This window comes from Pedobacter sp. Leaf41 (assembly GCF_001422545.1).
Lineage (GTDB): Bacteria > Bacteroidota > Bacteroidia > Sphingobacteriales > Sphingobacteriaceae > Pedobacter.
The window spans coordinates 184,993-211,767 of sequence record NZ_LMLE01000008.1; the positions used below are offsets into that span (position 1 = coordinate 184,993).

The 26,775-nt window shown below is 37.3% G+C and carries 27 protein-coding genes; 15 read left to right on the forward strand and 12 right to left on the reverse strand.

The annotated features are described in order from the left end of the window. Window positions 1-50: 50 nt before the first annotated feature. Window positions 51-566, forward strand: coding sequence for a hypothetical protein (locus ASE92_RS13170; RefSeq protein WP_056850575.1), 516 nt, complete (start codon window positions 51-53; stop codon window positions 564-566). Between the two features lie 101 nt (window positions 567-667). On the opposite strand, the gene ASE92_RS13175 is transcribed toward ASE92_RS13170, so the two are convergent. Then, complete coding sequence (locus ASE92_RS13175; protein ID WP_056850576.1) at window positions 668-916, reverse strand: helix-turn-helix domain-containing protein; 249 nt, start codon at window positions 914-916, stop codon at window positions 668-670. A gap of 94 nt (window positions 917-1,010) precedes the next feature. Here ASE92_RS13175 and ASE92_RS13180 point away from each other — a divergent pair, with 94 nt between their 5' ends. Both ASE92_RS13180 and ASE92_RS13185 read left to right on the forward strand, forming a co-directional pair. Then, window positions 1,011-2,150 (forward strand): hypothetical protein, encoded by a 1,140-nt coding sequence (locus ASE92_RS13180; RefSeq protein ID WP_157255746.1) that lies wholly within the window; start codon window positions 1,011-1,013, stop codon window positions 2,148-2,150. A 73-nt stretch (window positions 2,151-2,223) separates the two neighbouring features. Beyond that, the gene (locus ASE92_RS13185) at window positions 2,224-2,643 is read left to right on the forward strand and encodes a hypothetical protein (RefSeq protein ID WP_157255747.1); all 420 of its coding nucleotides are present in this window, start codon (window positions 2,224-2,226) and stop codon (window positions 2,641-2,643) included. 1,164 nt (window positions 2,644-3,807) lie between these two features. On the opposite strand, the gene ASE92_RS13190 is transcribed toward ASE92_RS13185, so the two are convergent. Further along, the gene (locus ASE92_RS13190) at window positions 3,808-4,431 is read right to left on the reverse strand and encodes a hypothetical protein (protein WP_056850579.1); all 624 of its coding nucleotides are present in this window, start codon (window positions 4,429-4,431) and stop codon (window positions 3,808-3,810) included. 307 nt (window positions 4,432-4,738) lie between these two features. Here ASE92_RS13190 and ASE92_RS13195 point away from each other — a divergent pair, with 307 nt between their 5' ends. Beyond that, the gene (locus ASE92_RS13195; RefSeq protein ID WP_056850580.1) at window positions 4,739-4,963 is read left to right on the forward strand and encodes a helix-turn-helix domain-containing protein; all 225 of its coding nucleotides are present in this window, start codon (window positions 4,739-4,741) and stop codon (window positions 4,961-4,963) included. Next, window positions 4,947-5,960 carry a MamI family restriction endonuclease gene (locus ASE92_RS13200; protein ID WP_056850581.1) on the forward strand — a complete coding sequence of 338 codons (1,014 nt, stop codon included), beginning with the start codon at window positions 4,947-4,949 and terminating at the stop codon, window positions 5,958-5,960. Before ASE92_RS13195 ends, ASE92_RS13200 begins: the two co-directional genes overlap by 17 nt. Here the strand turns inward: ASE92_RS13200 and ASE92_RS13205 are convergent. Beyond that, window positions 5,935-6,852, reverse strand: a complete 918-nt coding sequence (locus ASE92_RS13205; RefSeq protein WP_200926420.1) for a site-specific DNA-methyltransferase — start codon at window positions 6,850-6,852, stop codon at window positions 5,935-5,937. The two genes, ASE92_RS13200 and ASE92_RS13205, sit on opposite strands and share 26 nt — an antisense overlap. A 636-nt stretch (window positions 6,853-7,488) precedes the next feature. On the opposite strand from ASE92_RS13205, the gene ASE92_RS13210 reads away from it, so the two are divergent. The 4 genes from ASE92_RS13210 to ASE92_RS13225 all read left to right on the forward strand — a co-directional run bounded on the left by ASE92_RS13210 (window position 7,489) and on the right by ASE92_RS13225 (window position 10,449). Further along, window positions 7,489-7,905, forward strand: coding sequence for a hypothetical protein (locus ASE92_RS13210; RefSeq protein ID WP_056850583.1), 417 nt, complete (start codon window positions 7,489-7,491; stop codon window positions 7,903-7,905). Window positions 7,906-7,935: 30 nt separating this feature from the next. Next, window positions 7,936-8,319: a hypothetical protein gene (locus ASE92_RS13215; RefSeq protein WP_056850584.1), complete on the forward strand. Its 384-nt coding sequence runs from the start codon at window positions 7,936-7,938 to the stop codon at window positions 8,317-8,319. A gap of 206 nt (window positions 8,320-8,525) precedes the next feature. Continuing rightward, on the forward strand, window positions 8,526-9,806 hold the full coding sequence (locus ASE92_RS13220; protein WP_056850585.1) for an NERD domain-containing protein: 1,281 nt from the start codon (window positions 8,526-8,528) through the stop codon (window positions 9,804-9,806). 181 nt (window positions 9,807-9,987) lie between these two features. Continuing rightward, window positions 9,988-10,449: a RadC family protein gene (locus tag ASE92_RS13225; RefSeq protein WP_056850586.1), complete on the forward strand. Its 462-nt coding sequence runs from the start codon at window positions 9,988-9,990 to the stop codon at window positions 10,447-10,449. A 37-nt stretch (window positions 10,450-10,486) separates the two neighbouring features. On the opposite strand, the gene xerC is transcribed toward ASE92_RS13225, so the two are convergent. The 4 genes from xerC to ASE92_RS13245 form a co-directional block, all read right to left on the reverse strand. Continuing rightward, a complete protein-coding gene (gene xerC / locus ASE92_RS13230; protein ID WP_056850587.1) occupies window positions 10,487-11,704 on the reverse strand; it encodes a tyrosine recombinase XerC in 1,218 nt (405 codons plus the stop codon). 117 nt (window positions 11,705-11,821) lie between these two features. Continuing rightward, complete coding sequence (locus tag ASE92_RS13235) at window positions 11,822-12,919, reverse strand: Nif3-like dinuclear metal center hexameric protein (RefSeq protein ID WP_056850588.1); 1,098 nt, start codon at window positions 12,917-12,919, stop codon at window positions 11,822-11,824. A 380-nt stretch (window positions 12,920-13,299) separates the two neighbouring features. Continuing rightward, on the reverse strand, window positions 13,300-13,671 hold the full coding sequence (locus ASE92_RS13240; protein WP_056850589.1) for a TM2 domain-containing protein: 372 nt from the start codon (window positions 13,669-13,671) through the stop codon (window positions 13,300-13,302). Between the two features lie 5 nt (window positions 13,672-13,676). Continuing rightward, on the reverse strand, window positions 13,677-13,979 hold the full coding sequence (locus ASE92_RS13245; protein WP_056850590.1) for a DUF2752 domain-containing protein: 303 nt from the start codon (window positions 13,977-13,979) through the stop codon (window positions 13,677-13,679). A gap of 183 nt (window positions 13,980-14,162) precedes the next feature. Between ASE92_RS13245 and mfd the strand changes: the two genes are divergently transcribed. Both mfd and ASE92_RS13255 read left to right on the forward strand, forming a co-directional pair. Beyond that, complete coding sequence (gene mfd / locus ASE92_RS13250; RefSeq protein ID WP_056850591.1) at window positions 14,163-17,501, forward strand: transcription-repair coupling factor; 3,339 nt, start codon at window positions 14,163-14,165, stop codon at window positions 17,499-17,501. A gap of 160 nt (window positions 17,502-17,661) precedes the next feature. Then, window positions 17,662-17,880, forward strand: a complete 219-nt coding sequence (locus ASE92_RS13255) for a DUF3820 family protein (RefSeq protein WP_056850592.1) — start codon at window positions 17,662-17,664, stop codon at window positions 17,878-17,880. Between the two features lie 130 nt (window positions 17,881-18,010). On the opposite strand, the gene ASE92_RS13260 is transcribed toward ASE92_RS13255, so the two are convergent. Beyond that, window positions 18,011-18,727 (reverse strand): DsbA family oxidoreductase, encoded by a 717-nt coding sequence (locus tag ASE92_RS13260; RefSeq protein WP_056850593.1) that lies wholly within the window; start codon window positions 18,725-18,727, stop codon window positions 18,011-18,013. A 122-nt stretch (window positions 18,728-18,849) separates the two neighbouring features. Here ASE92_RS13260 and ASE92_RS13265 point away from each other — a divergent pair, with 122 nt between their 5' ends. Further along, a complete protein-coding gene (locus ASE92_RS13265) occupies window positions 18,850-19,494 on the forward strand; it encodes a hypothetical protein (RefSeq protein ID WP_056850594.1) in 645 nt (214 codons plus the stop codon). Between the two features lie 46 nt (window positions 19,495-19,540). On the opposite strand, the gene ASE92_RS13270 is transcribed toward ASE92_RS13265, so the two are convergent. Then, window positions 19,541-22,231 (reverse strand): M14 metallopeptidase family protein, encoded by a 2,691-nt coding sequence (locus ASE92_RS13270; protein ID WP_056850595.1) that lies wholly within the window; start codon window positions 22,229-22,231, stop codon window positions 19,541-19,543. A 127-nt stretch (window positions 22,232-22,358) separates the two neighbouring features. Here ASE92_RS13270 and ASE92_RS13275 point away from each other — a divergent pair, with 127 nt between their 5' ends. After that, window positions 22,359-22,745: an acyl-CoA thioesterase gene (locus tag ASE92_RS13275; RefSeq protein ID WP_056850596.1), complete on the forward strand. Its 387-nt coding sequence runs from the start codon at window positions 22,359-22,361 to the stop codon at window positions 22,743-22,745. 42 nt (window positions 22,746-22,787) lie between these two features. Continuing rightward, on the forward strand, window positions 22,788-23,447 hold the full coding sequence (locus tag ASE92_RS13280; protein WP_056850597.1) for a class I SAM-dependent methyltransferase: 660 nt from the start codon (window positions 22,788-22,790) through the stop codon (window positions 23,445-23,447). Window positions 23,448-23,728: 281 nt separating this feature from the next. Here the strand turns inward: ASE92_RS13280 and ASE92_RS13285 are convergent, their stop codons facing one another. Genes ASE92_RS13285 through ASE92_RS13295 form a run of 3 tightly spaced genes read right to left on the reverse strand, consistent with a single transcriptional unit; the run spans window position 23,729 to window position 25,700 of the window. Then, window positions 23,729-24,538, reverse strand: coding sequence for a phosphatidate cytidylyltransferase (locus tag ASE92_RS13285; RefSeq protein WP_056850598.1), 810 nt, complete (start codon window positions 24,536-24,538; stop codon window positions 23,729-23,731). Between the two features lie 48 nt (window positions 24,539-24,586). Further along, window positions 24,587-24,793 (reverse strand): DUF2007 domain-containing protein, encoded by a 207-nt coding sequence (locus ASE92_RS13290; protein WP_056850599.1) that lies wholly within the window; start codon window positions 24,791-24,793, stop codon window positions 24,587-24,589. Beyond that, the gene (locus tag ASE92_RS13295) at window positions 24,774-25,700 is read right to left on the reverse strand and encodes a CPBP family intramembrane glutamic endopeptidase (protein ID WP_056850600.1); all 927 of its coding nucleotides are present in this window, start codon (window positions 25,698-25,700) and stop codon (window positions 24,774-24,776) included. The genes ASE92_RS13290 and ASE92_RS13295 overlap by 20 nt, the downstream gene beginning before the upstream one ends. Window positions 25,701-25,744: 44 nt before the next feature. Between ASE92_RS13295 and dusB the strand changes: the two genes are divergently transcribed. Next, entirely contained in the window at window positions 25,745-26,752 is a 1,008-nt protein-coding gene (dusB, locus tag ASE92_RS13300; RefSeq protein ID WP_056850601.1) for a tRNA dihydrouridine synthase DusB, read from the forward strand. Window positions 26,753-26,775: the final 23 nt, after the last annotated feature.

The following is a 26,775-nucleotide window of genomic DNA, read 5'->3' on the forward strand; positions in this document are numbered from 1 at the left end:
TCGGAGGCATTTTTCATTTAACCAAGTTTCACATTTAAAATTCTATTAAGATGAAAGCGCAAGCAAGAACGCAAAAGGCTACTCAGCCAAAAACACAATTCGTTGTTATAAATGAACAACAAGTATTGGTAAACCAAGAAGTACAAAAAGCATACAACCTGATCGTTGATGCTGCAACCGAACAATTACGAAAGTTTGATTTAGCAAAGTACAGAACCTATGCAACGGTTGACCATGTAAAGAACGAATACAAAAGCAACATGATTTCGGAGCATTTAAATTATTTCTGGAACATTACCTTATCAAACAGCAAGGATGGCCGATCATTCATATTTATAGACCTTGGTGGGGAAGCCCTAGAACGCTTTGGCTCAGGTTTAACGAATATTTTCCTTCGTAAAGCATATGAAATTACCCAATCGCATGATAATACTGGTGGTATTGAATATGCACTACGGATCAACTTTAAGGAAGCTGATCAGCATCATAACTTCTTTTACCGCAGGGTTGCCGAAGGAGAAAACAATTACGTTTCGATTGCTACAGTTGACAAACTGGAATCATAAAAATAGAGCGCAGCAATGCGCTTTATTTATTTCTCAGTTTACGGTTTCCCGTAAGTTAAAATCAGTTGGTTGGATTAGCTTTGAAACGAAAGGGATCAAACCTACTTGTTCACATTGGTATCAGGAAGAAAGTCTTTAGGAGAGCAGTTGAATATAACTGCAAGCTTATCTATATGGTCTAAATTGTACTTGGAAGGAGAATTACTACTTTCTACTTGCCCGATAAAGCCATTTGACACATCCAGCTTAAAAGCAAGTTCAGATTGACTGAGATTAGAGTGCTCTCGTAATGCTTTCGCTTTACTGATCACAAACAATTCAATCTCTGATTTTACCGCTTCTTTAGCCACATGCTAAAGAATAAATTATTTTACGACCTGTCACTTAGCAATAACTAAGTATTTATTACTTTTATAACTCTTTATGGACTCAAATAAATTCACTATGATGCTCTTCAATTTTAAGGCATACGCCAATCGCTTTACCTTCTTTTCAAATTTCTTTTACTTGTTAGTCTTCACATCGATATTTATATCATGCCAGAATGTAAAAGTTGGAACGACTGTAATCTCCCCATTGAAGGATAAGGGCGAGATCAATATTGATAACTTTCCAATTCCTAAATATGGAATTGAAGGATTTAATACAGCAAGTTACCCAACTGACTTTTCATTTGAGAAGGTTGACTTAACCATATTTAATCTAATAAGAGACAAAGGAATTCAATCTTGGATAGAAAGTAACTGGTCGAAAGAATATGTTGATATCAGAATTAGGCACGTTTATAAGGACAAATATGGAAAAGATTCATCAGGTACATGGCTTAACATAGGCAGCATTAGCGTTGCTGAATCAAATAAATATGAGACATTTGCTGATTGGAATCGGGAATATGCAATATTTAAAATGATCACTTTACTTGATAAAAAACCTGATACATCAAACAAAATTATAAACGCTGATATTATTCCGAAATCGCAAACCACTGTACCATTACAAACCGAATCTACAGTAGCCGAGATATTAGCCCAAGCAGTACTAAAATCAACCTTAAAGATTGATCGTGATAATGGCTTAGGGAATATAAAGCTTGGATCAACATTTGAAGACATAGATAAGTTCTGCTACCAAAAATTACCAACAATAATAAAAGGGAAAAAGTATTTGACATATACTACAGCTATATTTCCTCAACAATATTATATCCAAGGAAGGAAGGCGGAAGATGTTAGGTTCATTTATTATAAAAAGGTACTAGCGAGGATAATAATTACGCTTCCTCCATATGATGATTCTGTGGATGATAGTAATGATGCAAGCAAGTTGCGGACTGGTAACAGTGACGTTTTCGAAGCTTTACAAAAGCAATATGGACCGTGGAGTTCCATTGTTGATCAAGGCAAAGAGGATGAAGTTACAAATTACGAGGAATATGTCATAAAAGGACAGTTCGTTGAGCTATCAAGGACTCGATTTGAGTTAACTCAACAGGTGCTGGATCCATCGCAGGGGAGATTGATGTGTCCTGGTGATAGATATATTTACACCAGTATACCGATTCAAGACTCGATAAATAATGAATAACTAGATAATTAAAGTTGGGCAAGAAGCCAACTATAAAATCTACACACCGTTCATTTAGTTTAAAAAACTCCTTATGTTAGCTATCGGAATATCACTTATAATTTTCTTTCTTTCAGTATTGATTTACATGATTAAAAGTAAATCAATTAAAACACCTTTACAAAACGAAACATACTGCCCCTTGTATTGGCATCTACTCCAAGACTTACGAGGCGATCAATATGCGCCATGGAATGATTTATTATCTTCAGAACTAGTCGATCCTAAAGACATTGCTCAATTCATACGACATGGAACATATACAACCCAAGATGATTACGACTCATCTTCAGATTCATATATTCGGAAGGAATACCCTATTGGCGATCTTCTATTCGTTTATTGGCAAAGTCCTCAGAAATCATGGGATCATTTGGCAGGCAGAGCTGGCTATGTCGTGATAAGCAAATCGGAAAAAAAGCAAATTGATTTTATAATGACGGTTATCAGCTAATGTATAACCGTCAATGAACAAAATGAACCGCTAGAAGCTAATACTTATGGATTAATTTTACCAAAACCGCTCAAGCTCTCGAATTAAATTATTGAATCGAAGATCAGGTCATGGTAAAAAATCTTGCAGTTTACATGTTATTCAGCATTTGTTTCTTTTTCAAACGACTATACGCTGCTGAAGGATGTTTAGTCGGAACAACAGTGTATACACGTTATATAGGTCCAGTTTATGGAGGATTACTTGGTAACAGACCACAGTATGACCAATCTGCTTCATTCACATTACCCGTAATGGCGGGATGCCCAATCAATAGTCAAATACGAATTGCCGTTGTAACCAATCTTAATCCATATGTGATAACGCAACATTGCGGATTTACTACTAACTTCAACAATAATGGCCCTGGGCAAACTACATTTCAGTATGGCCAAACAGTAACGTATAATCCGATTAATTGCCCGATTGATAATTATTGTTTCTTATTTCTCCCTTTTGCAGGATTTGCGGTATATAGATTGCGCTCTTATGCTTAGTTTATGCAAGATTATCTCTGTTTCAATCCAGATTCACTCATGCATACCGTTTAAAATTCTTTTCATTCCGACTTAGATTTCTTATTCATGTTAGAGGTCAACCCATCCTAAAACCAATCCCTTCCCAACTTTGCTGCTTACAGCGGGAATGGGATTGGTCTAGTCTTTATTGCAATGGTTTAGCAACGATCAGCTATCTTTTAAGTTTCTGCGGTTACTTTTAGTCAGTGGTGCATCGGTTGAGCCAGTGCATACCCGATTAGGAAGATCGGTATTCGGCAAGACTAACGCCACTTAAAACACACGCCATTCACTACGTTTCTGTCATGGTTTTAATTTTGGCGAAGCGGTTGCCTCATGAATGCTTTCTCTATCTTTATCTAGGATTTTGCTTCGCTGCATCCTGGATAAAGCTAATCGCATTCCACTCTTCAGCTCACCTGCGCAATCGAAAATGCTGCACGATCGTCATGATACTTGATACAAGTATCTCGCCAATCGCTTGTGTTAAAACATAGATCGAACCTCATTGCTACGCAATTACCAGTTCTCACACATTTTCTCAGTTCGCAAGCGGTGAGCAAATTTCGATCATTGCAAAACCAACGATAATAGTTAAAATTAGGAATCAATGCCCTTTGAATACTTTACCTATTAAACTAGATAATTTAATAGCGGTTTGTCTCCCTTTCCGTCCTGGACAGATCCTTTCAAACTCCTTTGGAGCGTAAAAGTTTAACGGCTTAATTTCAGCTTTGCTTATCAGTAATATATATATGCCTCCAGCATCATCAATGCTTACGTTTGATCCTTTAACCGTTGGGCATCCTGAACCTTCGATAGCATCATCTTTCATAAACCATAGTTTTAAACTAAGTATATCAATCCAAAGATCTCTCAAGGTATCGACTGCAATATCCTTTTCAACGAAATAACGGTTAACCGATACAGGTTCATTCATATATTCTGTTAAATCCTTATAATACATTGCTTTACGGATCGCAGAGGGTACTAAACCTTTGACTTTACGAATCTCTGGTCTTCTATATTCATAAGCAGTTATTGTATCTCCTGTCTTGCTTAAGAAAAGAAGAAAGGGCTCATGAGACCATACACTTGGATACTGTATAATTACCGTTGTATCTGATAGCTTTTGCATTGTCTTTGCAATATTACTGTCGTTCAGTTGTGTTTGAGCATCTCCTAGAATATATGCTGATACCAACACAATGGTTATTAAGTATTGTTTCATGTTTTATAGATGCAAAAGATAGCAGAAATACATATCAATAACAATACCCGAGGCTTTATAGGCAGTATTTATTTATGAAATAGATCACACAATGAATTTTAGTTCGGGTCTTCGTATTTAGTTGCATAAAACATAACGTTGCATCGTTCTGCGAACTTTACTGCAACGACCTTCGTTCCATACGCGTTTACGGTACGCGTATTGTGATCTTATCAACAGATGGCTAGTTTCAATAGGGAAAACTAGAAATGCTAACTATAGTCTGTGGCACGCCTTGCATACTATCATTAGCTTTACATTTTGCATTATGGCATCACATCAAGTACTGATTGCATTTGGTAACAAGGTTCGAGAATTAAGAAAGTCAATTGGCATTTCTCAAGAAGAACTTTCCTTTAAAGCCAATCTTCATCGCACCTACATAGGAATGATAGAGAGAGGAGAAAAGAATATCACTTTAGTTAATGTACAGAAAATTGCAAATGCATTTAACGTAACACTCTCAGACCTATTTAATGAAACCAAACCCTAAGTTAATAACTATAGACGATAACAAAGCTAAAATATCTATATTATTGAAAGAGCTTGTCCTAGATCCAAGACTTAAGGCTCTGGGTTGGTCAAATGTTACCAAACAAACTCCTAATATGAAGGTTGGATACCCTGGACAGCACTTGGCTTCATTGATAACTGGAATAGAAGGTTCACGCACTGGCGCAAGGGGTGATGATTTACGTGACGGAACTGAAGTTAAGTCATGCAGCCGTGTTGATCAGCTTGATACTTGTAAAGCTTGTAAGGAAAAGGTATTAAGAGTGGAAAAAGTATGTTCTGTGTGTGGCTCTGAGGATATAAGAAGAATGGATGACAGCAAATGGCTATTTTCCATTAGATCTGAAGATGAGTTAGCTTTACTTACTAAAACTGTTGACCGTATATTTTTAACGATCGCAGACTATCCCCGCTTCTCTTCTGGCAACTATGATACAATAAGATTTCAGGCTTTTGAGATATGGAACAGTGATCCTCGACACAAACATTTCGCCTCACTGATGACTAATTATTATCTTAAGATGTTCCTAGAGCACAAAAAATTAAGTGCTAATAAAACCCCTGCTCCTAAGAACTTCTGGCCTTATTCCTATCAGTTCTTTTTATGTAATCCAGTTAAAGTATTTGAATGTGTGGTTACTGATGCTAATACCAAACCCATTATCGACATAACTCATTATATCGAGCCACACGTTGATCGGTCTGACATTGCCTCCGAAATGATGCCAACCTCCATTTTAAATCCGGAAGAACTATATTCTGTTATTTTAAGCAATTCACCTGATGATATTAATACCCAGTTAATAGAAGGATTTGATTATGATGGCCTTGTCACCCTCATGAACTCTGGCCAAAGTAAAGATATAAGAGAAATAAAGAAAGCGTTACCGTACATCGATGAATCTACAAGAACATGTCTGTCGCTTAGGGATACCGATAAAATATCAGTCGCTAAAACACCATACTTGAGGAGGTGAGCTGACTACCAAGAGGATTCTTAACAACATCTATTCTATTAATAATCTCATTATAATAATTAAGATCAGATTCAATGGTTATAAAGCGACGATTCATTTGGAGTGCGGCAATTGCTGTCGATCCGCTGCCACCAAAAGGATCTAGTACTAAATTATTTTCATTGCTGCTAGCAGCAATTAATCTACTTATTAACGTCAAAGGCTTTTGTGTCGGATGAACTCTGGTTTCACGATAGAAATCGATATCTCGCCATACATCTGTGATTCCCATTTGAGCATTGAATGTCTGAGCGATATCTTTGTATTCAAGATCAAACTTGAGAATACTTTTCAGCTTTTCCCACAATTCCTTTGTTGGAAACTGCTCACAGATATTCTTACCTGTATATATACTCCACATACCTCCACCATTGCTTTTGACACCAAGACCTTCGTTTATCTGTTTAGATGACAGTCCTTGCAACGCTTGATGCTCTTTTAAATATGGTTTTATAAACTGTTTATTATCTTTGGTTATAAACAATATACTTTCTGTAACATTAGGGAATAAGCGATAGTTCTTTGTCGCTCTGCCAGATACTGATCTCATTCCTTTGTCAACTATAATTTGTTGTCTAACATCTAATCCTAAACTTTCGAAATGCGGTACCAGATGCGCTAGTGTCCTGAAATACCCAAAGAGATAGAATGATCCTCCGAGTCTTAAGACTCTTGATATTTCACTAATCCATTCCAGCGACCATTTAACATAATCATGCTCCGTTCTCCATTGCCTATCCCACTTTTCATTTACAACATTCCAATATGGAGGATCTGCAATTACTAAATCAACAGTCGATGATTCTAACTTTTTTAATGATTCTGTACAGTCTCCAAGAATTACGCTTTCCATATATGCTATTTATAGTATGCAAATCTATTACATGATTACCACTTTTCCAAACTAAGTTATCCACCATTGCAAGAATCAATAAGTTAGATATTGTAAAGGATATATATCTATACTAAGAATATATTTACTAGAGCATGAAATTTAGACAATCATTGATAGGTTTCTGACTGCTAAATAATAGCCCATTAAAAAGGAGTGGCATGCAATAGATGTTGAATCTACTAAAATCCTTTGAGTCAAATCCGATTTTGTGTTCATTTGCACCAATGTTACTAGATCACCATCAACTTTGATTGACCATAAAAGTGGTTTTTCGAGTCTTATTAATATGCTATTCAATTTATCACAAAGTGATAATAATTTTAAGTGCGTGACGTCTTTCAAGAGTTCTTTTTGTTGATTTTAGCTGGTTTATACAAATATAATTGATTTAAGTAATTACTGTTCAAATTTAAGCTTGTAATCTCAACACCCTCAAAGAATTCCTACATAAAACCTCTATTGAAACAGTGGTTATATATTTTCCTACACACCCTGTCAACTTTTGATTTCATATACTCAAATATGAGTATTTACGGTTTCCCGTATGGTTAATTACCTGTAACTATATACTTTAGTAACAAATTAACCTTTCATATGAAAATAACTCCCTTAATATCAACAGCCATACTATTAATTGTCGCGCTATTAACATTTACATCCTGTAATAATAAAGAAAAACCTATACATATCCTTACAACCAATGTTGTTGGAATGGATGAAAAACAGATAAGAAAAGACACCACTATTACTGTCGAATCAGAATACTTTGAAGTCAAACTATCATCCGTTAGCAATGGGGAATTTTATGTTGCAGGCAAACAACTTCTAAAACCTAAAATTGGCGAAGAATTTAAGACAGAGTTCTTTAAAATCGTTGATGAACAAGGTAAAGAACTTGAATTTAAGACACCTACAGATTTCCTAAACTTTATGAGCAAAGCGGGATATGATTTGAAAGAACAGGAAAAGCAGAAGTTTGGAATTGATTATACCTTTAAAAAGAAGTCCTAAGATATCGTTTAAACGTTAAATTAATAAGCGATGAATGCACTATCGGGTTCAATAATGGGAGCAATATTAGGTTTCATTTCTTCATTTGGATTTATGACCATGAACATTAAGAAGAGCCAACGTTCTGACCTATTCCCAATAATAGCAGTAATTACCACAGTATTCGGAGCTGTTGGTGGTGGCCGTATTGGTTACAATTTTGAGAAGTCAGATAAGATCGCCCGAAGTTTGGGTTTAGATAACATAAAACACACTCACTATAAAGTTGGCCGATTTTGGGAATCCCAATCAACATGGAATGATGTTAAAGGGGCTCGCCATATGGTTACAACCTTAAAAAGAAACAATAATATAGGTTTCCCTTTACAATGGCAGCATAATTTGTTCGCATGGTACTTCTGCATTATCCGTTAATATCACTAGATATCATAACGAGGCAAGGAACATTACATTTGCAAAGCTAAAAGAAAGGGTTGGTGATAGTTATATTAGATACTTAAGCAAGTAATATATTGATGGGATCTGAACCGAATTTATCACGTTTAATAGTTTAGAGATAGAATGGAGCCGTTCGTTAAACAAGAGCCTATGATAAACTATCTTTTTATACAAATCATTATATGGATATCAATGATAAAGGTGAAATAGGTGAGAAATTCGTCAATGACGTTGCCTCAAACAGTTTTCTTAAATATTGGTGCTATCCTAGTCCTAAAGATGAATTGGGGGATAGGAAGGAAATTAGCGACCTATTAATTTTATTTAACGACATCGTAATCATTATCTCTGTAAAGAATTACGAATTTAAAGGTCAGTACGAAAGGTACTTCCGTAATACTACAGATAAAGCTCTTAGCCAGCTTTATGGAGCAGAACGTAAGCTATTTCGAGCTGAATCTATATCTATAAAGCATCCGGATCGACAAATTGAATTGTTTCAACGAGAAAGATATAAAAGGGTTTATAGAATAATTGTTAACCTCGGTCTAGGGTTGAAGTTTTATAATCCATCACACTATACAAAGAATGGCAAACACGTTACTATAATGGAGAAAGATTCTTGGCAAGGTATATTGCAAGAAATGGATACCATTATAGATTTCACGAATTATCTTGATGCCAGAGAAGCGTTATTTAAAAGTCGACCAGTATTAATGTTACCTGGAGAAGAACACGATTTTGATCAATCGACCTCTTTACAGTTTATAGAGTATGCGATGAAGTCCACTGATCTTGAGAAAGGACAAGTTATAATTTCAGGAAAGGAGAATGATTTATTAGCCGAATATATACTAAATCATAACAGCTATCCAGACGACATTAAAAAGGAAGATTATCAAGGCCTTATGTTACAACTTGATGGCAAATGGGATAGATTCATCCAAAGACCTGAAGTTAAGGATAAAAAGAATAAAGACAAGCAAAGTTACTTTATTGATGAGTTGGTTAAGAGAGAAGTGCTTAATAGTTTACAAGGCGAAATAATCGCATTAAAGTTAATGACTCTAAGCAGAATGGAAAGACGTATGATATCTGGCCAGTTTTTTAACTTCCTTAAGAAATATGAGGAGCGAGGAGGGAAACTGCTGTTTGCGAGGGGTTATAATGAAATCGAGGACAAAGCTTTCGTTTTCTTCTATCATTCGAAGGATATGCCGCAAGAGATGGTTAATGATTTATGCAATTTGGCAATGGATAGTTTTGCTGTTTACACTAGATATAAAGTCAAGGAGTATATACTTATTGGTGGAACAAATGGTCTTGGATATTTAAAATGTGGTTATGCAAACTATGAACGACCATTTTCATCCGATGAAGAAAACGATATAATGAGTAATGCTAAGCTTTTGGGTTGGTTTAAACAACTTGACATCGGAAAGTTTACCGATTATGAGTATTAATTGGCGATACAGCGATTAATTATTATATTAATCATCATACAAATATAAGCTTCTAATCTCAACACACTTAAAGGAACTACGGCATAAACGCTCACGTGGCAACCGCACAGCCTATTTATTCCGTTCCTCCTTTGTTTAGTTGATCTTAAAGCTTGCCATCGTACCATAATTAATTAATCTTATGGTACAAGAACAAAACTCATTTAAAGTGGCCGAAGTTGAAGTAAGCTACAAATCAAACTACAACATTACAGAACGTCCGCAGATTAACAGCTCTCGGAACGCCTATCAAATTCTGATTCAACATTGGAGATTAGGAAGTATTGAGCATTTGGAAGAGTTTAAAGTAATTCTACTAAATACTAACAACCGAGTTTTAGGAATCGTTGATATATCAGTGGGTGGTGTATCAGGTACTATGGCTGATCCAAAAATTATCTTTGCTGTTGCATTAAAAACGAACAGCAGTAAATTAATACTTAGCCATAATCACCCAAGCGGAAATCTAAAACCGAGTGAAGCTGATAAAAGGTTGACACAGAAACTGAAAGAGGGTGGTAAGCTGTTGGATATTGAAGTATGTGATCATATCATCGTTACCAATCATAATTATTTTAGTTTTGCTGATGAATGTATGATGTAAAAGAAATGCCTTGGGCTAATCGCCCAGGGCATTAATATTAAATAGTATCAGGATGATCCTCACGAGACCGTTTTGCATCCCTTGCATATCTTCCTAAGATCGCAACGTTTGTGTGCCCAGTATAATCCATTATTTGTTTGTCAGTCCATTTCGCAACTTCGATTAGGTAAACCACTCCACTATGTTTCATGCTGTATAAAGTGTAACCATCTTCTAAGCCCAAACGCTGTTTTAAAGTTTTAAATTTATCCTGGAAGTGATGAAGTGGAGTTTGAAACGCACCAAAGATACTTTTTACTCTGTGTTCTGTTTTCGTGACTTTCTCATTAACCGTACCAAATAAAAAGTGATTAGGCTTTGTTCCCTTAGGAATACCTGACATTATACGACCTAATAGTTCCTGACGAACTTTACTGTATTGCTTTTTGTTGGTTTTAATGATATCACTATCAAAGTCAATGGTTCTTGCTTGAAAATCAATATCCCTATATCTAACGTTCAATAATTCCTGTGGTCTACGTAAGGTATAATAAATTAATTTAAGGAGTAAAAAGAAACATTCATCCAGCTTCTCAGCCTCCTCAAAGACTTTAACTAACAATTCACGCGGATAAGCTTTATTGGTTTTACTTGTGTTAGCATTAATGCGATGAAGCAACTTTAATGGGTTCTTGGGCAATAACTCTTCATAATCTACACAATAGTTGAAGAAGCTCCTTAGATAAGTAACATAATTATCCCGCTGGACTGTGCTGCCAGAATCCGACTTGCGATCAATCAGAAACGTTTCAATATGCTTTCGTGTAACCTGATTCAATTTGATGCTAGAATATCCTTTTTTAATAAAATATGCTTTTATAATACTATTATAAGAACGATATAGCCTTTTGGTCGAATCACTACGCTCCAAATGCGGATTGTGGTCTATAAATTTATCTAGATATTCTAGAAATGGCTTTTCTGACAAATCAGAACATTCAAACTCCAGCGTATAAGGATTGAAGTAATCTAAACGCAAACTTTCTTTCACTTGGCTCAATAGAATTTCGGCATATGCTTTACGTTCAATCTTATTGATCTCCTTGTACTGGGTTGAGGTTTTCTGTATATATCGACTAGAATTGAGGTCGAAGTGTTGCTTTTTAGATCTTCTTGCCCCATCGACATGATAATAGAATCTGATGCACCATCTATGTTTCTCCTTGGAAAGAAAAGGAATGTTACAGTGGGGGTTCAATATTGCTGCTGTATCCATATGTAAATTTGCTTAAACAAAGATATAAAACAGGGACTCAATTAGGGACTATTCAATGAATAAAAATGGATTAAGAATCGGTTTTTTAACGGTTTGGAGCGCTATTAGGCGCTTCCATCAAAACAAGTAATTTATGGGGTTTGTATTTTGCTCCGTTAAACGGATTGCAAAGTTAGTAAATTTTTTCTGAATAATTTCAAGCAATAAATTAGATGTAAATTGTTCAGTTTCAAAGTGTCCGATGTCGGCGATGATGATTTTTTCTTCCGCATCAAAAAACTCATGATACTTAAAATCTGCGGTAATAAAAGCATCTGCTCCTGCGGCGATTGCATCTTTCAGCAGAAAACTACCAGAACCTCCACAAACGGCTACTTTTTTTATTCTTTTCGCAATCACGCCCGTATGTCTTACCACCTTGGCCTGCATTCTATCTTTTACCAAGTGTAAAAAATCATAAGCATCCATATCGTATTCCAGCCAGCCCATCATGCCAGATCCTACCAGTTGATGTTTATTTTCCAATTTATAAATATCGTAAGCTACTTCTTCATAAGGATGGTTTTCGAACAAAGCCACCAAAATTTTCCGTTCTGCCTGGGTAGGATAAACCACTTCAATCCGTACTTCAGATTCTCTATGCCGAACACCTTTTTCACCAACAAAAGGATCAGAATCTTCGTTCCCTTTAAAAGTACCAAAACCTTCAGCATTGAAACTGCATTCGCTATAGTTGCCAATATTGCCTGCGCCAGCATAAAATAAAGCCGAACGGAGTTGCTCTGCTTGTGCCTGAGGACAATAAGTAACCAGTTTTTTTAATAAGCCTGGTTTTGGAACCAATACTTTTGTACCTGTTAAACCTAACCGTTCGCAGATTTTGGCATTTACACCAGTATGAACGCTATCTAGGTTAGTATGTATGGCGTATAAAGCAATGTTGTTTTTTATGGCTTTCAGCACTACCCGTTCTACATAGTTTTTACCATTAAGTTTTTTTAATCCTTTAAATACGATGGGGTGATGCGTGATAATGAGGTTACAGCCAGTGGAAATGGCTTCATCAACAACTGATTCAATACAATCTAAAGCAACTAATGCCGCCCTGATTTCCATTTTTGGATCGCCAACAATTAAACCAGAATTATCGTAGTCTTCCTGATAATTCAATGGCGCAATGCTTTCCAGATAATTTGTTAATTCTGATAATCTCATGGTATAAAGATATATAATTTGGGGTTTTTTGGGAAGAGAATAAACGTTAAAACTACCCCCTGGCCCCTCCTTGAAATTAAGGAGGAGAGTTGGATAGTGGAAAACTGTGAATGGAGGGATATTTGGTTTTAGTGGTAAAAAAATATATTAATCAATTTAAACAATAAATGATCTTTAGTACTGTCTAATCGCCTACTTTTTTAGTTGGGGCAGGGGTGGTAAAACGAAGCAAAGCAGTATAAATCTTTCCCATCTAAACCCGATAGAAACAAAAAGCCCGCAAACCCGATTTTTCTTCGGGTGCGGACTTATAGTGTATAGCGTGACTAATCTAAAAAAGGTTTCTGTCCTTGCTTTTCAAATGATTAATGTTTTACTAATTATTGAAATCCGCTGCCCATTCTTACCATTTGCAAACTTTCAAAAACTGCTTTCTGATTGTATTCAAAAGCAAGGCTTTTATGATTGATTACGTCGACTATCGTTCCGATCATACATAGCCCGCCAGTGAAAAAGTATAAAATACCCATTCCAATCTGGCCAATTACAAACCTGTGTATTCCGGCGAAGCCAAGGAAACCGATTAAGGCTAGTAATAAAATTTCTGACGGTTGTTTTCTGCGGCTACCATAAATCATTAAGAAATTGCGTAATTGCTGCTCGTTTAAACCTGTTGTTGCTTGTTGTAAGTAAGCATATTCTTCTGGCGTTATACCTGGTAACGACATTAAAGGTGATTGATATATATCCATGGTTTCTATGTATTTGTTGTTTGAATTTTAAATTTATTTCTATTTTTTATCAATGTATAAACTCTATAAAGTATAATCAAAAGTGCTGGAAAGCCAAACCAATGCTGGGAGAAGCTTTTGGTAAACTCGCCATGAAAAATATGACTTATCGACCTTCCTAAACCGCATCCCGGACACCAACCTTCGTAGCCTAAATTTGCCAGCGGACAAAGTGTAAAGTGATGCTCATGACCATTAGCTGTTGCCAATAACACTAAAGCTGTCAGCCAAAACACAAGTTCCACTGGAAAGTTTTTAATGTGTTTCATGCTTTCAATTTATATATTTTAGAGGATTTGAGCCGTGCTTTGTTACAGGGATAGCCGTTTATTCGACCAACCGTAAATATAAACCGACGAATTACGATTAACACCCGAAGAATAACGAACAAACTTAAAAAACCTTTAACAAAGTTTGCGGTTAAATATAAAAGATAAGCTTATTTTTGTGCCTTGAACATTCGTGATTTAATAACCCGTTACAAAAACGACGAGAGGGTAACTGAATTTACCAAAGCGTTAAACTCTACTAAAAACCCAAAGATACAATTGAAGGGATTGGTGGGTTCTGCCGATGCTATTGTAGCACTTTCCTCTTATTTTTTACTCCATAAGCCTATACTTTTTGTACTTCCAGATCGGGAAGAAGCAGCCTATTTTCAATCAGATTTGGAAAGCGTTTTAGATACACAGGTGTTGCTTTTTCCATCTTCTTACCGCAAATCATTTGATTTTACGCAGGTTGATACCGCAAATGTACTGGCCAGAGCGGAAGTTTTAAATGAGCTGAACCACGATTCGGAATATGGGAAAATCGTGGTTTCCTACCCCGAAGCGATTGCCGAGAAGGTGATTGATCGTTCTGCATTAGAAAAAAATACTTTAGAAATAAGCCTTGGTGCTAAACTGGGTATCGATTTTATTAATGAATTTTTAATTGATTATGATTTCGATAGACGGGATTTCGTTTACGAGCCTGGGCAGTTCTCCATTCGTGGCGGTATTGTAGATATATTTTCTTTCTCTTCTGATTTACCTTACCGCATCGAATTTTTTGGCGATGAAGTAGAAAGCATCAGAAGTTTTGAAATTGAAAGTCAGCTTTCGGTGGCCGATGTAAAAACGCTTACGATTGTACCCAATGTACAAGCCAAGTTCTTAACCGAAAGTAACATCAGCATTCTCGATTATATTGACCAGGATACGCAGTTATGGTTTAAGGATGTAGAATTTACCCTTGACATTGTTAAAGCAGGCTACAAAAAAGCTGTCGAATTATGGAAAGCACTTTCTCTTGATGATAAAAACAAAAACCCGGATTGGATTGATCCGAAATTTGCTTTCAGCGATGAAAAACTATTAGGTGATCATTTACATGATTTTCCTTTGGTTGAATTTGGAAAACAATTCTTTTATAAAACCGACAATCGTTTCGAATTTGAAACCAAACCGCAACCATCGTTCAATAAAGATTTTAATCTCTTAATTCACAATCTAAAAGAAAATGAAAAAGAGGGAATTGTAAATTTTATTTTTACCGATTCGCCAAAACAGATTGAGCGTTTATACGCCATTTTGGAAGATATAGACAAAACGGCCAAGTTTACACCCATCAACAGCATGTTGCGTGAAGGTTTTGTAGATCCAAAAATTCAAACTGCCTTTTATACCGACCACCAGATATTTGATCGTTACTACAAATACAAGCTAAAGAAAGGCTATCAAAAAAGTCAGGCGATTACGCTGAAAGATCTTCGTGAGTTGAAATCCGGAGATTATGTAACCCACATTGATCATGGTATTGGGAAATATGCCGGATTGGAAAAGGTTGAGGTAAACGGCAAAACGCAGGAAATGATTCGCCTGATTTATGCCGATAATGATTTGCTGTACGTAAACATTAATTCTTTAAATCGCATTGCGAAATACAGCGGCAAGGAAAGCGGCGTACCGAAAATGAATAAACTAGGTACCGACGCCTGGGATAAACTCAAAAAAACCACAAAAAAAAAAGTTAAAGACATTGCCCGTGATTTGATTAAGCTTTACGCTTTACGCAAAACTCAGGCAGGAACGGCTTTTTCTCCCGATGGTTATTTGCAGACCGAACTCGAAGCTTCTTTCATTTATGAAGATACGCCAGATCAGCTGAAAGCAACGCAGGATGTGAAAAGGGATATGGAAGCACCACACCCAATGGATCGTTTGGTTTGTGGTGATGTGGGTTTTGGTAAAACGGAAATTGCTGTTCGTGCTGCTTTTAAAGCCGTTGCCGAAGGAAAACAGGCTGCAATTCTGGTTCCAACGACCATTTTAGCTTTACAGCATTTCAAAACATTTTCTTCCCGTTTAAAAGATTTTCCGGTTACAGTAGATTATATTAATCGCTTTAAAACCAACAAGCAGATTAAAGATACTTTGGCTGAAGCTGCTGCCGGGAAAGTTGATATTCTCATCGGTACACACCGTTTGTTGAGTAAAGATGTGAAATTTAAAGATCTGGGCATCATGATTATTGATGAGGAACAGAAGTTTGGCGTAACGGCAAAAGAAAGGCTTAAAGCTGTTCGTGTAAATGTAGATACGTTAACGCTTACTGCGACACCGATTCCAAGAACGTTGCATTTCTCGTTAATGGGTGCCCGGGATTTATCAATCATCAGTACGCCACCGCCAAATCGACAACCGGTAAGTACTGAATTACATGTTTTTAATGATAAACTGATCCAGGAGGCTGTTCAATTCGAATTGGATCGTGGCGGACAGGTTTTCTTCATCCACAACCGTGTGAATGATTTAATGCAGTTGGGCGGATTGATTCAGAAATTGGTTCCTAAAGCCCGCATTGGTATTGCCCATGGCCAGTTAGATGGTGATCAGCTAGAGGATGTGATGCTTGATTTTATTAACGGCGAAAAAGATGTTTTAGTGGCTACCACCATTATTGAGGCTGGTTTGGATATTCCGAATGCCAATACAATCATCATCAATCATGCACATATGTTTGGCCTGAGCGATTTACACCAAATGCGTGGTCGAGTAGGGCGGAGCAACAAAAAAGCCTTCTGTTATTTATTGTCGCCACCACTTTCTACCTTAACCTCAGAAGCCAGGAAACGCTTAAGTGCTATCGAAGAATTTTCTGATTTAGGAAGCGGTTTCAATGTGGCGATGCGGGATTTAGACATCCGCGGAAGCGGAAATTTATTGGGCGCAGAGCAAAGTGGTTTTATCGCTGAAATTGGTTTTGAAATGTATCACAAAATTTTAGATGAAGCCATTCAAGAACTGAAAGAAGCAGAATTTAAAGGTTTATTTGAGAATGAGCCTGCTCGTGCTTATGTCGGGTTTACGCAGGTTGATACCGATTTGGAACTTTACATTCCTGATGCCTACATTACCAACATCACCGAACGTTATAATTTATATACCGAACTTTCCAAGCTGGAAAATGAAACAGAACTGGCTGTTTTTGAAAAGCATTTAGCAGATCGTTTTGGTCCGGTTCCGCCACAGGTGAAAACGATGTTAAGTGTGGTCAGATTGCAGTGGTTAGGCAAAAAGTTGGGTTTTGAGAAGATCAGCTTCAAGAAAAATAGTTTACGAGGTTATTTCTTGAGTGATAAACAATCTGCTTATTTCGATTCGAATACTTTTACGAAGATTTTAACTTTCGCCCAAAATCATCCCCGGATGTGCAATTTAAAAGAGGTTAAAAACACCTTGCGCATCGCTTTTGATAATGTAACCACTGTTGAAGAAGCTATTCAAACTTTAGAGCTGATTGATTAGCTAAGTACAGATTTGTTTATTTCGGTGTGTGTGGACACCGACCGAGGCACATAATATCAAATGTAGAAATGACTTTACCCATGGTTTGTGTCTTTCCTAGACCACTCATTGCTTTTCTCTTGTGCCTACAACTTAGATAATTGCTTAAATAATTTAATTAATGGACCCAACCTTATTACTCGATTTAGTGAAAATGCAAATGCCTTATGGAAAGTATAAGGGCTACTTAATTTGCAATATCCCTGAAAGCTATTTGCTTTGGTATAAAGATAAAGGCTTCCCGAAGGGTAAATTGGGCGATTTAATGGCCACCATGTTTGAGATTCGCGTTAACGGATTGGAATATTTGTTAACGCCATTGAAAAATCAGCATAAGTAAAAATGCTAAAATTGATTCAAGGTTTGAATAACAGCTAACTATGAATATTCGATTTTTCAAAACAGCTCCCGCAGATTAAGATGATTACGCAGATAAATCTGCGCTCTTGGCGTAATCTGCCGGAAACAGATTAAATCTCACAACCATTTTCATCGCAAATGGCATCATCATTTTTATTTAACGAAGTTAAAGTTGATTTTGGCTGGTTTTCTTTCCACTCTGTAAAGCTTTGTGTTAACGCATCAGTAAAAGCTTGTACAGGTTGTGCCCCAGAAATGCCGTACTTTCTATCCATTACAAAATAGGGAACGCCTCTAATCCCTAAATTCTGACTTTCGTAAATGTCATAACGAACTGCCTCAGCAAATTGATCTCCGCTTAAAACTTCTTCAGCCTCTACTCGATTTAAACCAATTTCTACAGCAAGATCAATCAAAACGTCATTATCACCAATATTGCGGCTGTTTACGAAATGTGCTTCAAAAAGCTTTTCTTTTGCTAAATCTTGTAAATTATGCTCCGCAGCTAAATGGATTAAACGGTGTGCATTAAAAGTATTTGCAGGGATGTTGGTGTCGAAATCGATTTTTAAACCAGCATTTGAGGCCATATCTACCACTTGTTGCGTCATTTGTTTGGCTTGTTCAATAGGCATGCCTTTGCTTCGGCTCAGATAACCGTAAATGGTCTCATTATTGGTATTATGGTAATCGGGGTTAAGCTGATAGCTTTTCCAATTTACCTCAATTTCTTCTTTAAAAGGCAGTTTTTCAATTGCTTGTTCAAAATGACGCTTACCAATATAGCAAAACGGACACATCACATCCGACCAGATTTCGACTTTCATGATGTAAAAATAAATCCTAAATGGCAAAGGATCGTTGTTCTAAAGTAAAAAGATCAAACTATATTAACCGTAAAGATTGTATAAAATTTTATATGTTTGAGTTACCAAATAAATATTTCACAATGAAAAAATTAATTTTAATGCTCTTGGTTTCGAGCGCCTGCTTTACTGCGAAGGCTCAATTTGAAGGTTCAAAGCAAGTTTTTGAAAGCCCAAAACTTAACACAGAAAAGGCTACACACAAACTGGTGGCCATTTTACCTTTTAGTACTAAAATTTCTTACAAGAAACAGCCAAAAGGCTTTAGTGCCGAAGCAAATCGCGATCAGGAAAAAACTATGTCTAAATCTATCCAATCCAGCATGTACACATTCTTGTTGCGAAAATCAACAGATTATACGGTTGAATTTCAAGACCCAGATAAAACAAATATTCTCCTGAAAAAAGCGGGTGTTGCAGATAAGCTGGATGAAACTACTAAAGATGAAATTGCTAAAATTTTAGGAGTTGATGCCGTTTTAGGAGGAAAATTTGAAACGGAACAAACCAAAAGTGAGGCAGGCGCAATAGCATCAGCAGTGTTATTTGGTGGCCTTGGGGGTAAAACCGGAACTGGATCCTTAACACTAACATTAAATAGTGGCGCATCTGGCGATTTGCTTTGGCGTTTTTTTAAAACTATGGATGATAACGTAATGTCTTCTACCGATGTACTGGTAGAACGAATGATGAGAAAAGTGTCGAGAAATTTTCCATACTCTAAATAAACTTTAGCAAACGGAAGCCAACTTTTAAGTTAGCTTCCGTTTATTTTTATTTATACAATTGGTTAAATATCATTTTAAAAGTTCCGTGGGTTTGCGCCCTAAAGGCAATCTCTGGCCCAAAAGCGTATAATTTACCTTTGCCAACATTTGCTTCGAAAGCAGTTACACCATCTTGCAAATAAGCTTGTCCCCATGCCCACCCGCTGCGTAAAGGCGTAGCAGATTCAAACCACATTAAAGGTTTAATTTTTCCTGCAGTAATTGCATCGCCGGTTAATTTAAAAACAGGACTGTTATCAAAGTAAATATCAGCTTTCTTTTCCATTCCCCAAACCGCCGGTTGCTTAGTATCAACAGCAACATTTAAAACACTACCAGGCACATAATATTTTTCTGCAGGTAATCTTTTTTCCTCTCCGTTTACAATTTCCATCATCGCATTGCGTACAGGAAGTTTTAAGTGATAAGCTAAATTTGTACTGCTGCCAATCGTTACAATGTTTCCTCCATCTTCTAAAAATTTCTTCAACTGTGGAATGGATTTATCTGCTGATATTCTACCCAATCGGTTTCTAAACTCTTCGGGAATATCTTCGGCTTTTGGTCCAAAGTTTCTTGAGCTAAACCCACCAGCCTGAACAGCAGGAATGGCACCACCAACAAAAATAATCACATCGTATTTCGACTTTAAATTCCCAGCATCAATATCTTGAGGATAAATAACTTTAGCATCATAATGATACTGCTCCATAATAAAACGCATCCAGCCAGAAGCCATTGACCCACCGTAAGTATCCCAAAGGGCGATTCTCGCAGCAGACACTTTAGATTTATCTTTAGGAGCCGCACCCGTTTTTAATTTAACATTGGCTTTTTCTAGCACTGATTTGCCGGCAGCAGGAACATAAAAATCACCGTTCTCATTCGATCGGTAAACTTCTACCCTGTTCTTCAACAAATCGTTAACTGCTGTATAAGAATCGTTCTGTGCGGCACTTAAAACATAATTAGAACCTACAATTTTATTCTCTGAAGCCAATAAGTTGCCATAAGGATTTTTCTCAAACGGTCCGGTGAAATCATCTTGAATGCGGTCAAATTTCACATCCATTAAATAAGCCAAAGTCCAGCCCGCAGCATCGTAAGGAGGAATAGGTGCACCGCCTTCGTATTTAAAGTCATTCGGGTGATCTTGTGCCTCGAACATATCCAAAACGTGCGGACGGAATGCTTGATCCGTCTTAACCACATAACTTCCTGCCGGATATTTTTTTCCTGCTACCGTAAACGCGGAGGTAGCCTTATTCACCACTATTCCTGTCCTAATCAATGCATTTAAAAACTTGATGGCAGAATTGAAATCCGGCTGATCTGCCGATAAAATATAACCACGGGGATCTCGATTTACCGGAGCATTCATCACCGTATCAAAATACTTAACATTCATTGCCCTTCTGGCGCCAAACTCACTATCACCCATATCAGCAGCACCTGAGCCTCCTTTTTGCGCAGCTGCGTTAATGGCTTCAATTTTCTTTGGAGAGAAAGACCAGGTATCTTTTTTGCCTCTATCAATGGAGTTTTTTCCCATTTGATAAATGTTAAACAACAACTCATCAGCATGGCGCTGTGCGTAGTTCAACACCGCATAATTTAAGGATACGGAGTAATCGATCGAATTTTTGAAATACCATTTGCGTGGCGTAACGGGATTTGGTGAATCGCTATTTGGCAACAACCGCGATGGTACAAGCGGAATTTCTGATGGTGTAGGGCTACCTACAATTTCCGTAAGTAGACCAATCATATTGTGAAAATAGGTGGTAGTTCTTAATCCGCCATTGTACCAGGTAGAAAATACCGAACCGCCTCTTTGCGTATATCCTGGCTTTGCCTCAACATTCAATCTGGTGTGCATTGCGGCACCAACAGCATCTAAACTCGTTAATAGTGTAGGATCGAAAACGTAGTTAAACGGATCGCGATAAGGCGGGCCTGCAACCACCGTTCCTGCCGGACCAGCCTGATGGTGGTTGTACATGATTTGAGGAATCCACTCTACAAAAAGCTGGCGACCCATGTTTTGTGTTTCTTTCAGGTTCAACATAAAAAAGTCGCGGTTGTTATCATGCCCGGCGTACTTTTCATATAAGGTTGGCCAACCCGAAAGCACTCGTTTTTTAGGGTCCTTCTCCCGCATATACCAATTAGCCACCAACTCTTGCCCATCTGGATTGGCGTGGGTAAATAAAATGATCACGTTATCCAAAATCTTCATCGTTTCCGGATCTGTTTTCGAAGCAAATTCATAGGCAGTCTGGATTAACTGGTGTGCGCCTACGGTTTCATTGGCGTGTAATCCACCATCAATCCAAACTACTGCTTTACCTTCTTGCGACAAAGCTTTTGCTTGCGTAGGCGAAAGCTCTGCATGTGCCAATTGCTGCGAAATTTCTTTGTACCTGGCTAGTTTTTCAAGGTTAGCAGGCGACGAAACAATTAACATGTATTGCGATCTTCCCTCCTCAGTTTTACCAATATCTACAAGTTTCACCCGCTTGGATGTTTCTGCAAGCTTTTTGAAATAAGCTTCCGTTTGCGTGTAATTGGCCAGTTGATAATCATCGCCGATGGTGAAGCCAAAGTGAGATTTTGGTGTAGGAACATCTTGCGCCATGGCACTGCTGCTCAATATCAAAAAGGCAAAACAGAACTTTTTAAAGTAAAATTTAGTCATAGTTAAGGTTGTTTGTTGGATGATCAAATATAATGTAGAAACTTATCGATTTTTTGCATGCTCTAAATTTGTTACAAGCTAGGCTTTTCGAACATGCTTAACTAAATTTGCCGACTAAATCATCATCATGACCTTAGACGAGAGAATTCAGAATTCGACAACCAGTATTTTTAAAGCTGTTTTTCCAAATACTACCAACCATTACGATACTTTATTCGGCGGAACCGCCATGCACATGATGGATGAAGTGGCTTTTATTACAGCTACGCGTTTTAGCAGGCAAATTATGGTAACCGTTAGCACCGATAGAATTGATTTTAAAAAACCCATTCCAGCAGGAACTATTGTGGAACTGATTGGTAAAGTAAGCCATGTGGGCAATACCAGTTTAAAGGTTAATGTAGAAATTTACATAGAGCAAATGTATGCCGAAGGCAGGGCACTTGCGGTTCATGGCGATTTTACTTTTGTTGCCATCGATGAAAATAAAAAGCCAATTCAGGTGATCAAATAATTATTAGCATTTATTTCAGGTCAATCATTTTAGCTTTGATTTATGTCACATCAACCTTCTGAAGAAGAACTACGAAATATCGCAAGGCAATTGCGTCAGCCTGAAGGTGAACACGGTATAAAAACCGGCGAAATGATGAATGTGAGCAATATCGAAATGACTAATTCTGCTATTGATGCTTTAAATCTATGCGACGAAGAAACCGTATTGGAAATCGGCCATGGAAATGGAGGGCACATTGCAAATTTACTGAGTAAAGCACTGGATTTAAAATATGTTGGTGCCGACATTTCGGAAACCATCATTACTGAAGCTAAGAGAATCAATACGGATTTTATTGGTCAGGTAGATTTTAAATTAACAAACGGCATTAGTTTACCCTTTTCAGACGCCCAGTTCGACAAAATTTTTTCGGTAAACACTATTTATTTTTGGGAAAATCCTGCCGCATACCTGTTGGATATAAAGCGTGTATTAAAACCTGGCGGAAGTTTTGTTTTGTGTTTCGCTGATAAAAGTTTCATGGAAAAACTCCCTTTTACTAAATATGGTTTTATCCTGTACGATTTGGATGCGATTATTGCTTTGTTGCAAGAAGCTGGATTTAACATTGGCGTATCGATTAAAAAAACAGAGCAAATTAAAAGTAGTTTGGGGTTTATGGTAGAACGAGATTATTATGTGGTTTCGGCAAGCAAATAGAACACGCTACGAATAACGGAAGAGTAAGTTCTCTTGAATAAGCAGGATTGTGGTATCGGATAGTTTATTACTGACGACACAACATTAAATAACAGCACCATTTTTGGCCAACTAGCCCCGGGTGAAGCGATACCCTGCAGCAAGGAGGGTACCGACGATGCGAAGCGTATAAGCGTAACACGGGAAATAATTGAGTGATGTGTACAGGCTCTGCGCTACAAAAAGATTTGAACTTTATTTGATCGAATTCTATTTTGCAGCCGGTTAATTACCGAAAATACCTATGACAAAATTAGGTACAGGTAAGCGTAAACAACGGGAGCTGCCAGCAACAAACCATCAAAACGGTCGAGTAGGCCACCGTGCCCAGGCAATAGGCCGCCACTGTCTTTTGTATCCAAACTACGTTTCAACATCGACTCTACCAAGTCGCCTAATGTGCCAAAACAGGCAATAAGCACCGCCATTCCGGCCCAAACCCAGGCTTGGTTTTCCTTAAAAAGAAACGATAATCCAAATGAAACCAAAACGCTGGTGAACATCCCTCCAAAAAAGCCTTCCCAACTTTTCTTTGGCGAGTGGCGCTCAAAAAGTTTACGCTTGCCATACTTTACGCCAAAAAGATAAGCGCCCGTATCATTTGCCCAAAGCATCAATAAAAAAGCAAGCGGTAAATGGAAGTTATATTCGTTCCAGTCTCTTAAAAAACCTAAGGCATGGAAAAAGCAAAATGGAATAGTTACATACACAAAGCCGACAAATGTATAGGAAATGTTGGCAAAAGGAATTTTGTTTTTCTTATATAACTCGGTAATAAAAACCGAAAAAATTAAGGGGATACAAAGCAGTAGATATTTAACATCATACTGCAAATAATGCAAGCCGGCAGCCATCAAAAAGATAAGTGCCCCGGCTACCAAACCTATGTTACGGTGAGGCCGGATGCCTGAATTTTTGATCAATTTGTAAAACTCAAAAAGCGATAAAATGCTTAATACGAGATAAAATATAGTAAAAGCGTAGCTCCCCAAAAAAATGGAGCCCAGCATCACAATGGTAAAAAAGAAAGCGGTTATTGCCCTGGTTTTCATATTGAAAAAGGTAAGTGGGAAAATGAAGTCTGGAAAATCGAAAACCTATTATTCAATTTCATTTTCTACAATGTATTCTATGGCTTTATCGAAATCCGATTTATTAACCAAAACATTTATTTCGCCAATGTTGTAAGCCGATAATTGCTTATTCATAGTAACCGCAGGAATTCCAGCTTCTGTTAAACCCTGCTTTAAAACCTCTGCAGCAAATGGGTTGCTGGTGGTGTATACTTTAATCCAATTTTCGCTCACGTTCTGCGCTATCTTTAAAAAATTTAAACAAAGCTATGGTAATTATTGCACTAATTAAATAGCCATACCATGGAAAACCAATCGGCTCATCTGCTTTATTTAGAGGCATATTATGTTTTTGCATGTAGAACGCCGCACAAACGGCGTAAGCATTATTAATAAAATGAGCCAACATGGCGTACCAAAGGCTTCCGCTATAAAAATATAAATAACCAAAACCAGCGCCTAAAAGCATACGTGGTATAAAGCCGTAAAACTGAACGTGGATGGCACTGAATATAATGGCAGTAAGCCAGATTGCTAAATGAGGGCTATTGAAGGCTTTTGTTAGCGACCGTTGCACACCACCACGAAACATAAGCTCTTCGCCAATTGCTGGTAAAACGGCAATCATAATCAAGTTTATAATAAAATCGAAGTTGCTGCGAACCGTAATGAGCTGAATGGTAATTTTCATTGCCGCATCCTCTTTTTCTTTCATCCATTGCTCTACAGCCTTCAAATAATCTGGCAATACCATCTTCTGGTTAATCAGTACCGTCCACTCCATAAAAGGCATGCTCACGATCATAATCATTAAAACCAGAAAAATTAATAAAGTTTGAGGCTTTTTAAAGCTGTAGAACTGAGTAACTTTTTTGCCTTCAGTAAGCGCCAAGGCGATAGGAGGTAAAATAAATGTGCCTATAGAACTTAGAATCTGGATAATTTTAAATTCGGTAATAAATTTAGGGTTGCCTGTTAAAAGTAGCTCCAAATTGCTAACCATCCCTAAACCATTAATTATTAAAATAATTACGATAGCCAAAAGACCGAACACAAAACCACCGAGCAAAGCGTAAAATAAAAGTAAAAGTAGTTGTAAGAAAGGATTGATTTCCTCCTTGTTAGGTTTTACAAAAATCATTATTTGTACCTTTGTGTGTTTTATAAATTGTTTGAAGATAAAGAATGTCTGTAAAGATAGGAAATATAGATTTAGGTGAGTTCCCATTGTTGCTTGCCCCGATGGAAGATGTGAGCGATCCGCCGTTCCGTTACGTTTGTAAGCAGAATGGTGCTGATTTGATGTACACCGAGTTTATTTCGTCTGAAGGGTTGATTCGCGACGCAGCAAAAAGTCTTCAAAAGCTAGACATTTTTGAATACGAAAGACCGATAGGCATCCAAATTTTTGGTGGAGATATCGAGCATATGCGTGAAGCATCTGAAATTGCATCTGCTGCCGGACCAGATTTAGTTGATATTAACTACGGCTGCCCGGTAAAAAATGTAGTTTGTAAAGGTGCGGGTTCTAGTTTACTTCGCGATATTGATAAAATGGTAAAAATGACAGAAGCAGTTGTTAAAGCTTCACATTTGCCCGTAACAGTAAAAACCCGCCTAGGTTGGGATGATGATAGTAAAAACGTTTATGAAGTAGCAGAAAGACTTCAAGATGTTGGCATTCAAGCCTTAACAATTCACGGCAGAACAAGGGCGCAATTATATAAAGGTGAAGCTGATTGGAGTTTAATTCGAGAAATTAAGCGCAATCCCCGTATTAAAATCCCCATTTTTGGAAATGGCGACGTTGATAGTCCGGAAAAAGCTGCCAACTGGCGCATGGAATATGAAGTTGATGGCATTATGATCGGACGAGCGGCAATAGGCTACCCTTGGATTTTTAGAGAGGTGAAGCACTTCTTTAAAACCGGAGAACATTTACCCGGACCAACTATTGAAGAGCGCATAAACGTTTGCCGCACCCATTTGGATAAATCGTTGGAATGGAAGGGACCTAAAACTGGTATTTTCGAGATGCGGAGACATTACGCCAACTACTTTAAAGGCCTACCAGATTTTAAGCCCTACAGAATGCGTTTAGTAGCAGAGCCAGATATCAATAATATTTATAGCATTTTGGAAGAAGTGTCAGAAAAATTTGCCAGCTACGAAGCTACAAAAGTAATGGCTTGATTTTTGAATTGATTTTTATACAT

Excerpts from the sequence above, each read along its gene's own strand:
- ASE92_RS13170 (WP_056850575.1), top strand. The coding sequence starts at position 51 with ATGAAAGCGCAAGCAAGAACGCAAAAGGCTACTCAGCCAAAAACACAA.
- ASE92_RS13180 (WP_157255746.1), top strand. The coding sequence starts at position 1,011 with ATGATGCTCTTCAATTTTAAGGCATACGCCAATCGCTTTACCTTCTTT.
- ASE92_RS13185 (WP_157255747.1), top strand. The coding sequence starts at position 2,224 with ATGTTAGCTATCGGAATATCACTTATAATTTTCTTTCTTTCAGTATTG.
- ASE92_RS13190 (WP_056850579.1), bottom strand. The coding sequence starts at position 4,431 with ATGAAACAATACTTAATAACCATTGTGTTGGTATCAGCATATATTCTA.
- ASE92_RS13195 (WP_056850580.1), top strand. The coding sequence starts at position 4,739 with ATGGCATCACATCAAGTACTGATTGCATTTGGTAACAAGGTTCGAGAA.
- ASE92_RS13200 (WP_056850581.1), top strand. The coding sequence starts at position 4,947 with ATGAAACCAAACCCTAAGTTAATAACTATAGACGATAACAAAGCTAAA.
- ASE92_RS13205 (WP_200926420.1), bottom strand. The coding sequence starts at position 6,852 with ATGGAAAGCGTAATTCTTGGAGACTGTACAGAATCATTAAAAAAGTTA.
- ASE92_RS13210 (WP_056850583.1), top strand. The coding sequence starts at position 7,489 with ATGAAAATAACTCCCTTAATATCAACAGCCATACTATTAATTGTCGCG.
- ASE92_RS13215 (WP_056850584.1), top strand. The coding sequence starts at position 7,936 with ATGAATGCACTATCGGGTTCAATAATGGGAGCAATATTAGGTTTCATT.
- ASE92_RS13220 (WP_056850585.1), top strand. The coding sequence starts at position 8,526 with ATGGATATCAATGATAAAGGTGAAATAGGTGAGAAATTCGTCAATGAC.
- ASE92_RS13225 (WP_056850586.1), top strand. The coding sequence starts at position 9,988 with ATGGTACAAGAACAAAACTCATTTAAAGTGGCCGAAGTTGAAGTAAGC.
- xerC (WP_056850587.1), bottom strand. The coding sequence starts at position 11,704 with ATGGATACAGCAGCAATATTGAACCCCCACTGTAACATTCCTTTTCTT.
- ASE92_RS13235 (WP_056850588.1), bottom strand. The coding sequence starts at position 12,919 with ATGAGATTATCAGAATTAACAAATTATCTGGAAAGCATTGCGCCATTG.
- ASE92_RS13240 (WP_056850589.1), bottom strand. The coding sequence starts at position 13,671 with ATGGATATATATCAATCACCTTTAATGTCGTTACCAGGTATAACGCCA.
- ASE92_RS13245 (WP_056850590.1), bottom strand. The coding sequence starts at position 13,979 with ATGAAACACATTAAAAACTTTCCAGTGGAACTTGTGTTTTGGCTGACA.
- ASE92_RS13255 (WP_056850592.1), top strand. The coding sequence starts at position 17,662 with ATGGACCCAACCTTATTACTCGATTTAGTGAAAATGCAAATGCCTTAT.
- ASE92_RS13260 (WP_056850593.1), bottom strand. The coding sequence starts at position 18,727 with ATGAAAGTCGAAATCTGGTCGGATGTGATGTGTCCGTTTTGCTATATT.
- ASE92_RS13265 (WP_056850594.1), top strand. The coding sequence starts at position 18,850 with ATGAAAAAATTAATTTTAATGCTCTTGGTTTCGAGCGCCTGCTTTACT.
- ASE92_RS13270 (WP_056850595.1), bottom strand. The coding sequence starts at position 22,231 with ATGACTAAATTTTACTTTAAAAAGTTCTGTTTTGCCTTTTTGATATTG.
- ASE92_RS13275 (WP_056850596.1), top strand. The coding sequence starts at position 22,359 with ATGACCTTAGACGAGAGAATTCAGAATTCGACAACCAGTATTTTTAAA.
- ASE92_RS13280 (WP_056850597.1), top strand. The coding sequence starts at position 22,788 with ATGTCACATCAACCTTCTGAAGAAGAACTACGAAATATCGCAAGGCAA.
- ASE92_RS13285 (WP_056850598.1), bottom strand. The coding sequence starts at position 24,538 with ATGAAAACCAGGGCAATAACCGCTTTCTTTTTTACCATTGTGATGCTG.
- ASE92_RS13295 (WP_056850600.1), bottom strand. The coding sequence starts at position 25,700 with ATGATTTTTGTAAAACCTAACAAGGAGGAAATCAATCCTTTCTTACAA.
- dusB (WP_056850601.1), top strand. The coding sequence starts at position 25,745 with ATGTCTGTAAAGATAGGAAATATAGATTTAGGTGAGTTCCCATTGTTG.